Source organism: Pseudomonas sp. Irchel 3E13 (genome assembly GCF_900187455.1).
Classification (GTDB): Bacteria; Pseudomonadota; Gammaproteobacteria; order Pseudomonadales; family Pseudomonadaceae; genus Aquipseudomonas.
Genome location: NZ_FYDX01000020.1, coordinates 1 through 12,152, shown reverse-complemented (window position 1 = coordinate 12,152; position 12,152 = coordinate 1). Strand labels below are relative to the sequence as shown.

General features: G+C 52.5%; 11 protein-coding genes. 4 read left to right on the top strand and 7 right to left on the bottom strand.

The genetic code is table 11. From position 1 onward, the window contains the following. Positions 1-472: 472 nt before the first annotated feature. Positions 473-1,294 carry an NADPH-dependent oxidoreductase gene (locus CKW37_RS27845; RefSeq protein WP_095159419.1) on the bottom strand — a complete coding sequence of 274 codons (822 nt, stop codon included), beginning with the start codon at positions 1,292-1,294 and terminating at the stop codon, positions 473-475. A 137-nt stretch (positions 1,295-1,431) separates the two neighbouring features. Here CKW37_RS27845 and CKW37_RS27840 point away from each other — a divergent pair, with 137 nt between their 5' ends. Beyond that, on the top strand, positions 1,432-1,746 hold the full coding sequence (locus tag CKW37_RS27840) for a hypothetical protein (RefSeq protein WP_095159404.1): 315 nt from the start codon (positions 1,432-1,434) through the stop codon (positions 1,744-1,746). Between the two features lie 133 nt (positions 1,747-1,879). Here the strand turns inward: CKW37_RS27840 and CKW37_RS27835 are convergent, their stop codons facing one another. The 3 genes from CKW37_RS27835 to CKW37_RS27825 all read right to left on the bottom strand — a co-directional run bounded on the left by CKW37_RS27835 (position 1,880) and on the right by CKW37_RS27825 (position 4,735). Then, positions 1,880-2,095, bottom strand: a complete 216-nt coding sequence (locus CKW37_RS27835) for an antitoxin Xre/MbcA/ParS toxin-binding domain-containing protein (protein WP_095159403.1) — start codon at positions 2,093-2,095, stop codon at positions 1,880-1,882. Between the two features lie 883 nt (positions 2,096-2,978). Further along, entirely contained in the window at positions 2,979-3,764 is a 786-nt protein-coding gene (locus tag CKW37_RS27830; protein WP_256587885.1) for a metallophosphoesterase, read from the bottom strand. A 278-nt stretch (positions 3,765-4,042) separates the two neighbouring features. Further along, positions 4,043-4,735 (bottom strand): ImmA/IrrE family metallo-endopeptidase, encoded by a 693-nt coding sequence (locus tag CKW37_RS27825; protein ID WP_095159402.1) that lies wholly within the window; start codon positions 4,733-4,735, stop codon positions 4,043-4,045. 380 nt (positions 4,736-5,115) lie between these two features. Between CKW37_RS27825 and CKW37_RS27820 the strand changes: the two genes are divergently transcribed. Genes CKW37_RS27820 through CKW37_RS27810 form a run of 3 tightly spaced genes read left to right on the top strand, consistent with a single transcriptional unit; the run spans position 5,116 to position 8,821 of the window. Then, on the top strand, positions 5,116-6,327 hold the full coding sequence (locus CKW37_RS27820) for a hypothetical protein (RefSeq protein WP_095159401.1): 1,212 nt from the start codon (positions 5,116-5,118) through the stop codon (positions 6,325-6,327). After that, entirely contained in the window at positions 6,324-6,821 is a 498-nt protein-coding gene (locus CKW37_RS27815; protein ID WP_256587884.1) for a three component ABC system middle component, read from the top strand. Before CKW37_RS27820 ends, CKW37_RS27815 begins: the two co-directional genes overlap by 4 nt. Then, positions 6,818-8,821 (top strand): DUF3732 domain-containing protein, encoded by a 2,004-nt coding sequence (locus CKW37_RS27810; RefSeq protein ID WP_095159400.1) that lies wholly within the window; start codon positions 6,818-6,820, stop codon positions 8,819-8,821. The genes CKW37_RS27815 and CKW37_RS27810 overlap by 4 nt, the downstream gene beginning before the upstream one ends. Before the next feature lie 216 nt (positions 8,822-9,037). On the opposite strand, the gene CKW37_RS27805 is transcribed toward CKW37_RS27810, so the two are convergent. From CKW37_RS27805 to CKW37_RS32675, 3 genes are all read right to left on the bottom strand, one after another. Further along, complete coding sequence (locus CKW37_RS27805; RefSeq protein WP_095159399.1) at positions 9,038-11,071, bottom strand: hypothetical protein; 2,034 nt, start codon at positions 11,069-11,071, stop codon at positions 9,038-9,040. Positions 11,072-11,080: 9 nt separating this feature from the next. Next, entirely contained in the window at positions 11,081-11,332 is a 252-nt protein-coding gene (locus CKW37_RS27800; protein ID WP_256587883.1) for a hypothetical protein, read from the bottom strand. Positions 11,333-11,508: 176 nt separating this feature from the next. Continuing rightward, positions 11,509-11,856 (bottom strand): hypothetical protein, encoded by a 348-nt coding sequence (locus CKW37_RS32675; protein WP_143502157.1) that lies wholly within the window; start codon positions 11,854-11,856, stop codon positions 11,509-11,511. Between the last annotated feature and the right edge of the window lie 296 nt (positions 11,857-12,152).

Below are 12,152 nucleotides of genomic sequence, written 5' to 3'. Positions count from 1 at the left end.
CAGCCCGCGAGGCCTATCAAATCCTGCGGGAGATCGCCTTGGTGCAGCTGGGAGAAAACTAAGCCATAGCTTAGATTCTCTAGCCAACCGTCACAAAAAACGCAGAAACTAAGGTAAACCTTAGTTTTTAGATCCCGATCTTAGCCAGTGGGTTGCCCAGCCGATTGCGTACGAGTCTCTCCAAGAACTCAACATTTCCTCCTTGGCGGGGAGTCCTTCAAGACCGCAGCTGTAGTCCAGGGCCCAAGCGACACGTTACCCACCTACCCTCGCTTGCGAATGCCGCCAGGCTCGGATAGCGAGCGACGAATCCTCGGAGGAGTACAAATGTACTCAGTACTGCACTACTGGTTGAAGGCTCTCAGCGCTACGCTTCTTAGGCATCCACCTCGCTCGATGCACGCAACGCTATGAGTTCTGCTTCTGCGCTGACGAGCTTGTGTGCCATACCCTCCTCCCTCAGCCTCGCGCATCAGCGAAGCCCAAAGCCCATTCGCGCCAGCTCACCCAGAAGCTCCTCACGCCCATGCAGACTCGAAACATTCCGGAGTCTGCTGATCACTTGCTCCGACCAGCCGGAAGAATTCATTCCTTCCCGCTGATAGAACGCACCCAGGCGGGAATCGTATTCCGACAGGACGCCCTCCTCGCCGGCAATCGTATAGGTTTCGTGATGCAGTACGGCTTGCTGCGGTAGCCGTGGTTTTACCTTTGCAGGTCGGTTAGGTGATGGATAACCGACGCATAGGCCGAAGACGGGATAGACCTGGGCAGGCAGACCCAGCTCATTCGCAACGCCTTCAATATCGTTACGGATACCACCGATGTATACGCTGCCAAGCCCCAACGACTCCAGAGCGACAACAGCGTTCTGAGCGGCCAACGCTGCGTCGATCGTGCCTAGCAGCAAGCTTTCCAAGTACGGTAGTGCTTCCAGCTCTACCCCCGCCTGCTCCGCTATGCGCGAAATCCGCGACAGGTCTGCGAGCCAGACCAAGAACAGTGGGGCTTGATGGATATAGGCCTGATTGCCGGCCAGGCCGGACAGGCGCTTCTTGCGATCGACATCTTGAACGGCGACGACACTCCAGACCTGGAGATTGGACGATGTCGATGCGGACTGGGCGGCTGCGACCAGGGTCTCGATCGTGCCATCAGGCAAGGGCTGTTCAGTGAATGCCCGGACACTCCGGTGATCAAGGAGTTGCTCTATGACCTCATTCCATTGCGTGGGCGGCGAGATGTCAGTCGCGCCGTAGCGGGCACTGAGCTTGGACTGTGCGTTGGCTGTCATCGATGTGCTCCAAAAGGGCCGAAGGCTACCAAATTGATTCCCGCGTAACACGCCTACCATGCCAAGTTTCATTTACCATGCGGCCAGCCGAGTTCGGACACGGACAGTTCGACAACATCCAGATATAGGTACTTTTTTTGGAAGCAAAACCGCTCACGGCCCGCGAGGCTTATCAGATCCTGCGGGACATCGCCCTCGGGGTTCGTAGCATGCGCCGTCTAGGTGAGCAGTCTTGGGCTGAGATCTACTGCGGTTTGATGACGGTGGAGGCCGATGGCTGGGTGCTCACGTTCTACAACGACTGTGACACGCTCGACTATTGCGACAGCTGCTACAGCCCGGAGGGACGTGCCTACATTTTCGATTCGCTGCAGTCGTACAGTACTGACCCCGTAGAGCTGCTGAGCACCTGGGAGCATGCGCAGCTGGAAAAGCTGTTGGGTGTCGCGTAGTCAATCACCGAGGAGCGGCAGGGGGTTGGTTTGGCAGACAGTCTGCTTACGTTTGGGGTTTGAAACGAGCCATTTCTGGCGCCGCCCCGGCTCAATGTCCAAACTTCCATCTAAAGGGCATCGTCTAGGCAACTCACGCAATAAACCCATGCTCCAAGCGCCTGATAAACTCGATGACCGTGTCCGTTTCCAGCCTGGTTGTGATCATGGCGCCAGGAGCTTTGCCACCAAACGCTGTAACGGGGCGCGTCATCCATTGCTCTGCATCACGATCACAGCCGAATAGGCTCTTTGCTGCTTCGAGTATTTCCAAGTAACGGTCGTGTTGATCGGGGGGCAAGGTACTCATCTGAAGGCTCGCTCCGCTTTGGCGATGGACAGGCCGGGCATGTAGCTGTGCGAAGGTTAAACGAGATCATTGGCCAGGGTACGATTAAAAGATGGGCTGCGTTGAATGGTTACCGTACACGACGCAAAAAACCACGGCTACCTACCAGGTCGATGGCGAGCTCTCACTCAACCTCACCTCGCCGGCGGCCGAGTAGGATTCGTGGTGCAGTATTGCCTCCTGGGGCAGCCGCCGCTTTACCATCGCAAGTCGGTCAGTGGATGGATAACCGACGCATCATCCTGTCGTTCCGAAGGGCTAATACTGGCCTGCTTTGGGCCTGCAGCGTTCTGAGCCGCACGACTCAGCGCCAACTGCTCTTGCATCCATTGCCCTGCCAATTTGAGTTCTTGCATCATGTCCATGAACTCTTTGTCAGTTAGAGCCCTGGGAATATCTGGCCTCAAGGTGCGCCTCCAAGCAACGAACCGGCTGGGAGTAGAGTACTTGATTTTCAGGCCGGCATCGCTTCCGCTGTTCGAACCTACAAAGGCACTTTGGTGATCTAAATTCCTGCTCCGTCCTGGACATAATCAAACGTCCAGTCAGCAAGGCCCTCACAGCCATGATTGGTCGCTCGACTCATGCCAGGCGAGCACATACGCCCAACCGTCCTGCGTGGGGGCGGTAAAGAATTTCAGATGGCGCCAGCAATCGTAAGAGATCAGCAAATGGCCCTTCCGCTAACTCAGGTTTGCGTCCGAGATTTACAGTGCTCACTCGACGTGGCTCGGGTTTGCCTGGTGGGCAGGAAACTCAGGCAGGGGCATTAAACGCTCATGGAGTACGTGGGTTAGAGCAACATGAAATTTGGTTACATAGCGCCAGCGCCGTTATCAACCTATCAGGTGATGATCGAGCCATCGATGGCCATGATGGATCTAAATGCGACCCCGTGTGCCTCAAACCCCAGTTTCGGCCATGCCTGTCGGTAATCAAGCGAGTCATGATGGTGGCCGTGCACGACCGCCCTTGCCCCGATTGCCAGAGCCAATTCATCAATCTCAGTGTAACCGTACGGGTGGCAACTGGGAGCTTCGTGACAGACCAGAATATCCGCCTTCTCCATTGCGAGTGCGAAGTAGTCATCCGGGTAGATTGCTGACTGTGCATGCTGTCTTTTCGTCGCGAGAATGTCTGCGTGATGTGGCCTCAGCGCCAGGTGCTTGAGGAAGTCCCCGTAATTTTGGATGCCGGTATCACGGCAGCCTGGTAGCCAAACCGGCAACTCAAATGTGCCACCCAGTCCCGCTATACGATGGCCAGCAATCTCCACTACCCTGCCATGTAGGCTGCGATCAGCGAGGCCGCAGCCATGGAGGTTATGCCAGTAGGCCGGACGATCGCTGTCATGGTTGCCGTGAATGAACCAGATCTCTGTCTGCTCTAGGATCGGGCGCAGGATCATGTCCAAGGGCAAACTCCATTCTAGGTCACCCAGGAAGACCACTGCTTCGGGACGGTGAAGCTTCACCAGCCTGATCACATGATCAAAGCGCCCATGAACATCACCCAAAAACCAAACCACACGTTTCCCCCATGCAGTGGTAACCAATGATGATGCCGCAATGGCACAGTGAAGCCGCTCTAGCTGCCCCTTCCTGGCGCTCAGATGAAGGCTGAGGCTCATCCCGAGTGATTTCGTCTGCATGACTCATAACTTGACCGGCCTCCCTAATGCTTCACCGTTTTGTCTGACTCTTAATCAGGGTACACGGGATAGTCTCCCATCGCCTCACGGACTCGTGACGTGCTGGTAGATGTAGTCTCGTTGAACGACTTGTGAGAAATGGGGATTTTTGAGTTCAATCCGTGCAGGAGTACATTTGTACTCCTGCTCTCGAATGATGCCTCTCTGGGTGTCCCTACAACTCCCGCCTACTGCACGCTCCAGGTGCCCTGCTCGCTCTAAGGCCACCGCACCAACTCCAGCTCCTTGAGCCGGATGGCCATCGCCGAGTCCGAGACACCGAATTGCTGGGCCAGTGACACCAGGTACTGGTTGTTAAATCGGGTGCATCGCGCCAGCGCCAGCTCCCGTTCTCCCGACTCTTTCGAGGAGTAGAGAAGCCGATCCGGATTGTTGGGATCGAGGTGATAGGCAATCACGTCGCTGAAGCGCAATTGGCCCTTGCAGCAGAACATGAACTCGAACCGTTCCCTCACCAGTTTTTGAGGCATGAGGAAGCAGGCGGCGAAGCGATCGGCTTGTCTCTCTGCAGGTGCACGTGGTGCTTGCAGAGGACTGCCGTCAAAAGCGCGGTCGCGGTGCATGACAGTGTCTTTGTGGAGCACAAGATGGCCGATCTCATGCGCGCCGGTGAAGAGCTGGACTTTGTCACCAAACTCAGTCGCGACGGCGATCTTGTTCGATTGACGATCAATCAGGCCCGCGATACGGGTACCGGTATTGTGCCGGTTGAACTGGGTGTCTCCCAAGGTGGGATGCTCATGGTAGTCGTAGCCGCAGACCAGGGCAGCGATCCGGGGACTGCGCATTATCATCGGCGGAATATCTTGATCTGGCCACAGGTACCGGCGATCACGGTATATCTGCATGAGCAGGTCAGTCGCTGCTTTCTCGATATGGGTTTCGTTCATAGCAAAACACCAGATGTAGGCTCTCAAGCACAACCTAGCCCAATATGTAGTGCTTTCAATATTTTCCTAACCCAATATATAGGTTTTGCCGACGAACGGTAGAGTAATGGCAAGGGATACTGCGGAGGTTTGTATGCTGCCCAGGACGTGCAAGATTTGACTGATGCCATGCGAAATTTGGGTATGAGCCTTTTATGGCCATTGTGAGGAAGATGCCAAGGGAGTGCTCGCGCGATGGCGCTTGGCCACTGCAGCTTGGTAACATTGCCTGCTGAACACATCAAACCTGTACATTTGTACAGTATCGTGGATATTCCCGGCCAGGATGGCGACGTTAGCTGCTCACTGGCCGATCTTGCTTTCCCAAGATTGGAGTAGCTGTGAACGCCAAGCTCGATTTTGACGCAACAAAGCTCTACGAAGCCCTGAAGTACCAGATCCATGTCGCGATGGAGTACTGCCATACCCTTGAGAAGGACGATGTCCTTTGGATCGAGGTCTTCGGTGATGTCACCGTCGAAGGGCGTGATCAAATTGAGGTCAAGGAGTACAGCGACAGCCTCACCGACAGCCATGAAAACTTCTGGAACACCCTCAATAATTGGCTAAAGCCTGATTTCAACCATCGCCAGTACGCAAACCTGGTTCTCTTGACCACCCAGGCCTATGGTGAGCGAGCAGCTATCAAGGATTGGGATCAGTGGAATGCTGATCAGCGCCTGGCTGCGCTTCAGGACATTTTGAAAGACAGCGAGGCTCGCTTCGAGGCCGCCACACTCAAAAAAGAAGCGGCCGCTGATCAAAGCGATGAAAGCGGGGCTAAGACCTCCGGGCCCTCGAAGGCGTTGACCTTGCAGCGCAAGGTAATGGCGCAAGCCATGCGCGAATCCCTGATCGATGCGCTGCCGAAGGTCAAGATCATCACCGAGCAGCCTGACCTGGTTGGTTTGATCGCCAGGTACAAAAGAGCCCACCTCAAAAGTATCCATGAACATCGTATGGACGACTTCCTGAATGACCTTTTTGGTTTCATGACCAGTGCGGTGAAGGTCACTGAGGGGTGGCGTTTCACCACGGCTGAGTTCGACAGGAAATTCACGGAGCTCACGGTGCGCTACATGAAAGGCTCGGTGAGGTTTCCTCGGGTCAACGCCGACGAAATCGAGAGCGCTGCTGCGAAACTGAACGTGCGTGACCGTACCTATGCCAAAAAACTGGATGAAATTGGCGGCACTGAGGACGTGATCCTTGAGGCTACCGTCGATTTGCTTCACGCCCACCAATACATCGCCGAGCTGATCAAGGATTGCACCACCTCGCAGGATGACGTGGAAAGCTACAGCCAAAAGCATATGCGTACCCATAGCGCTAGCAGGTCAGCACTCATGGAGGAAATCGACGCAACCTGGTCGGCGGATAAGACCAAGCGAGCTTCCCGCCAATTTTACCATTCACGTCGCGGAATGGATGTCGTTGGCTTGGGTAGCTACGAAGATACGCCAGCGGAGTTCCGTAATGGCATCTATCACATGCTCGCGGAGGAGGTTCCTCCAAACCCAGCCAAGGAGTTTCACTGGAGGCTGTGGAAATGATTGAAGAAGATATCGAAAAAGCTCCTGAGAGGCTGGTCAAGAAGCCGATCGAACACCTGTTTACCCTTCAGCGCTCACCGATCGCCCTGGCGCCGGTGATCCACAATTTCTTTGCCAATTCTTCACCCAGAGAGCGTGACCTGCTGTTGAGCTACCTGGTACTGCCCATGGTGCTCTACCCCGCCATGCAGGCAGCGTTACTGGGCGTCAGGAAGACCAGCAGCTTACGTACGCTCTGCAAGGATCAGTCGAGACTGGTTGGGCTCACCCATAACACCCATCAATTCAAGTCGCTCACAAATGCGGCCCTACTGATCCTTCAGGCCGAACAAAGCATCGAGCTCACTGACGACTTGACTGTGAAGTCCATCAGGGATGTCAGGACTTCGAATGCCAATCCCAAACACCTCGAAGCCGCACGCCGGCTTTCCATGGTCTGCGCAGAGGCAGACGTCGTCACTATCTACAGGACGTTAGGATTCAAATCGCTATGAAATGCTTTCTGCGGTATATCGGCGTAGTTGATACCCAAGACAATATTCACCAGGTGCGTTTGGAGCCTGGGCTCAACGTCATCACTGGTAAATCTTCCACGGGGAAAAGCGCGATCCTAGAGATCTTCGACTATTGCCTTGGCAGCACTGAAGACACCATTCCGGTAGGGACGATCACCGAGCGGGCTGAGACGTTCTTCATCGCGTTGCAGTTCCCTAGCTATTTCGTCGTGGCGGCACGGAAGAAGAAATCCGATCGATGCTTCCTGCTCGAAGTGCAGGGATCCGACCCGGAGCGGCTGCTCAAGCTCATTGAGCAACCCAAGGCCTTTTTCGATCCCAAGCATTACATGCCCCTGGCTGACTTCAAGAAAAGCCTTGGACGTTACTTTGCTATCACGCTTGAGAATGTCGATGAAGACCCGTATCTGAAAGCGGCTGGACGTAATAAATCTGCGACCCCGTCAGTACGAAGCTTCTCCTCCTTCATGCTCCAGCACCAAAACTTGATGGCCAACAAGCACGCAATTTTCTACCGTTTCGATCAAAAGGAGAAACGTGATCAGGCGATCAACCATTTCAAAATCCTGATGGGGCTCGCAGATGAGGCCTATTTTGATCTGCACCGGGATCACGAGGTAGCCAAGTACGAACTGAAGAAAATTCAGACCCAGATTCCTAAGCAAGAGCAGCGAAAAGAAGCCGCTATCGCGCGGTACAATCGTTATTTGACTGAGTTTACGGCTCTGGCAGGCGTGCCCCTGATCGAAGCCACGGCTGAAGAGATCTACAGTAAACCCGCCACCATGCTAAAGATGATTTCTGGGCGGGCTGTCAAAATCGATGTGCTCTCAAACCAGGTCGAAACACGCCGGGCTGATCTCCATGCGCAACGAATCGTACTGCTCATCGAGAAGCGGCAGCTGCAGGGGCAAATGAGACTGGTCAACGAGTCCCTTTCCTCTGCGACACAGTTCAGCTTGAGCATGACGGCAGAATCGTTGCCTGACTCCATTGATCTGTCCGAAGCCCACTGCCCCCTTTGTGAAACCCCTACAAGTACTCCGGCAAAGGAAGCCAACAAGCTTATAAGCGCGATCGATTGGTTGAACGATGAGCTCAAACTGTCTGCATATGCCAGGGAAAGTTTCGCAGCCGAGCGCCGATCCATTCAGGAATTGCTCGACAAGGTAAACGCTGAGTTGCGCCGAATCCAGGCCGACATCCAGCCACTTGATGAAGAAATTGCCAAGCTCAAGACGTCCAAATCAATTGATGAGCAGGCCATGAAGGCCAAGCTACGTCTCGAAATTGCGGTTCAGGAGCAGGTGGACAAGCCGGAGTCAGAGCTCCTTGCCCTGGAAAAAATTCTGCGCGCTGAAGTCGAACGTCTGGCGGGCGAATTGGCGAAATACAATATCAAGGAAAGGCTGAAAACCCTCAGCAATGATATCGATGCCAAGATGTGCGAGATTGGCAGTGAGTTCGACTTCGAAGCTACGTATAAGCCATCGAAGCTCCGTTTTGACGTTGATTCATTCGATCTCTGGTACCAGCAGAACCCAAACACCAGGGTGTATCTGCGCTCCATGGGCAGTGGTGCAAACTGGCTCTACTCGCACCTGGCATTGTTCATGTCGCTCCATTACCAATTCGCAGCGCTTTCGGATAAAGGATGCAAAATTCCTCCGATCCTGTTCCTTGACCAGCCCACACAAGTCTACTTCCCGGCGTCTCTGGATGACGCAGAAGCATTTGACGCCAACGAGCTGGCAAAGCAGGCTAAGCGTGAAGATGCAGTGGATGCGGACATGGCCGCTGTAACGAACATGTTCACTCAGCTGGCCAAATTCTGCGATGAGACCGGAGAGAAAACCGGTGTAACACCACAAATCATCGTTTCCGATCATGCAGACCGACTGACCCTGGGGGAAGGCTACAAGTTCTCGGACTATGTCCGAGCTACTTGGAGAACGCGTGGTTTCATCGCTGAGATGTGATGGTTAGATCATCTGGCCGTCACATCAAATACGTGACGGTCAGTGATCAATTTTTACCGTAAATGGTCGGCTACTTTTGCCCAATGACCGTAACGCGTGCCGGGTTTATAGACAGTACTTTTGCAGGGGTACATCTTTATCATTAAAAGTTTTATCATCACAGATGATTATAAGCGAACATGCTCGGCACTTGCCTATTTACAATCCGATGGTTCACTAGTCTAGTTTTCTCAGGATGTCCGACAGCGCCTCTCCGCCTAGGTCTTTCCTTCTAAAGTTGTAGACCGCAGCTGCTGCATCCACCGAAAGTCGCTCTATCCTCCCAGTGACCTCATAGTACTGTTGAGCAATCTTTATCTGAGGAGGGGCGGACAAGTATTTAATGAAGTCGGATACTTTTGGCGAGGATCCTTCCCAGATACGCTTGAGATCTTCTCGGGCTTGGGGGCCCTTGCCGTCCAGTCGCCCAACAGTCACTCCGAGAGTAGGCGATGAGAAGAACCTGCTCAGAATGGAGTCATCAATAACGTTTATTCCTTCAATTTCACCCATCGAGTAAGGTAAGGCGTTTAGTATGCTGAATATTGGCTTCTTCCCTACGGCTTCTGGAAAATCTTTGGTTAAGATGTCAGGGTAGTCATTCAATCCTCTGCGAAGGCGCTCGACCTGCTTGACATGTTCACCCATCTCTTCATTAAAGCGGTGGATTAGAATAGGGTTGCTCATTGGAATGCTGCGATTTTTGCATTCAATAAAGAAAACGTATTCATCCCATGTGAATGCTACATCGTAATCAAATTCATGCTCATTATTCTCTCCGCGTCTAACCTTAAGTGTGCGCGCCTCGAATCCATGGTCGCGTAACATTCTAATTGTTGCCCGCTCAAAAGCTTTACCTTTCTCTTCGAAGCCCACTCCTTCAATGGATAAAGCAGAAAGCATTGTTTTAGTAAGGTCGGAAAGAAATAACGAGCATCCAAATAAGAGATAATTTCCGTCGAGTGTCTTGATCAGTGGTTGGTCGTAAAGGTCTTTGCTGCCAATGCCAAACGTGGCTTTGTCGATGAATATCATTGCGACTTGAGAGGTTAACCCGTAACGCTGAAGCTCTTGGGTTAAACGATCAAGGGGAACTATTGGGAAATAGGTATTTTGCTCTTTTTCTAGCTCAACGATTAGCAACCTCAGTACAGCGTATCCTCGTAGCCTTTCCGACAGTAATAAGCCTCCTGCAAGACTGTTCAGTTTTTCGATTTTTGTGAAATGGCTCAAGGCAAATGCAGAAGATGCCTCATCAAAGGATACATACCCTTGGGGAGGAAGTGGTTCATTCTCTCGGGGACTCTTGAATGCCTGGGCAGCATTGGTTTCCCTAAATAGCTTTAAAATATTTTGTTGGATAATCGTGTCGAAGCGCTCGTTCGCCAGAATATCAAACTGTTCTGCTGCAATCTCCGGTTTAAATTCGAAGACTGTATTTACTTCTGGCGCGCGCGATTTAATATCTTTGCACCATGCAGGAAAGTTCTGAGAGTATTGCTCTAATTTTCCGCCTAGATAGCGGATGCGCTCATCAATATCTTTCCAAAGACGCCATGTGCTGGCATTAAATAGGTTAGCGCTCACCGCTTCAATGATGCTTTCAGATACAGGCGCCAATGCAGGTAGCACCATTCGTTTTTCATCATCGAACCATTTGTTTCCATAGGCTTCTAGCATCAGGACGTCGCCACCGGCGATCGATAATCCGTGTATAAGAGCATGGGGGTCGTAGGAGTTGCCGTTTGCGTCCTTCAAATTGCGATCTGGCCCCATCACGCCTGCGCTCGCTTCAGCCTTCGTATCAACATCCTGAAGCGCTGTCCTAATCACGCTATTTAGTGCAGCAAACATCCCTGAAATTCGCTGTCCCGGAGAAAATTGTGCGGAAGCCATTTGAGGGACAACGGAGTGAATGTGCACATAGCCAGCATCAATTTTTAGAAGCTTTACGCGCATTTTTTCTATGAAGTCTTTCGCTGAGGCTACGCCACGCCTCTCGTAGTACTCTCCAAGATCGTCAAGATATTTATCTCTCTTTAATCCATCGTCGCCTGGCCTTCTTCGTACAATTGTATCGGTATGGTACGACAGAAGAGCAAACTTCTTGAAGGTTTCCTCTGTGGCCGGCAGAGGATCAAGGATTTTCTTGAGTTTTTTAAAATTTAGTTGGCGGATTGCTTCTGTGATTTTTTCGTTGCTATCGGTCATGGAATGTCCCTATATTGAATTAGCTATCGTTTGAAGTGTTGCGTGATCTTGAGTGAGATTTTCGTACCTGTCTTCTAGTGTTTTCTGCAGGCGCATCAGGCGAAGGTTGGCGGTGCTCACCAAGGTGCCATAAGTGGTGGCTCTTACCTGGCCACAGCTCCGAGATTCATCACCCACAATCTTGGAAGTACTCACGAGGCCCAACTCGCGGACAAGATAGTCCTCCTCAAACAACGACTGATGACGGGTTTGGTCGGACATTGATTCCCTCCATGGATTGGGTACTGGTTGGCCAATTGCCAGATAGCGCCAATCCTACCTCATTGGCTTACTGAGCTAAATCCAGAAGGGTCACCTCCCGAAAGCAACTGAATCAGCAATCAAGACGGTACCGCTCTCGACGCTTAGCATCCGTCAGCTCTGGAAATAGCACCAAGCTACAGCCCCAAGTCGGCAGCAAAATGTTCGTCGCGCATACAGCCAGGCGCGTCTCCATCGTTGACGAGGTGTTGGCGCAAGCAGTGAACCAGATGCAAGCGCAGAGAGTGACGCATCTCGATGCCCGGATCGAGCACATGGAACTGACTTGCTCGATTGCGAAGTAAAGCATGGCGCAATGCATCAATACCTTCTTCACCGATATCTTGGGCGTAAAGGCGCGACGGCGACTCTAGCCCTGGTGGTCTTCGGTAGGTTGTGATCGCTGAGTCGAGTATCCGTCCCAAGTCAGCGCCATAGCGCTCAGTTGCTCGTGTCCACACCGCCGTTTCTACACTGATGTTCAATACGCTTTCCCAAGCCCATGCTTGCAAGCCCTACCGCGAGAGCTAAGGTAGGTCATCGTTTAAACTGGCTTTCGCTCAAGCGAAAACCTGGAGGATTTTGATGTTTATTGAGTTTGATCTGAACCGCAACGATTTTGATGCCTTGATGAGGCATTGCCAAACGCATCGACCTAGGCTCTGTACGAAATCCCGAGAAACCCAATCGGCGCCCTTTGGAAGCTGAAATTCAGTAGGGTTCCCGGTCATCTACGGAAAGGAATTCTGTGATGGCAAAGCGTTACGAACTCTCGGATGAA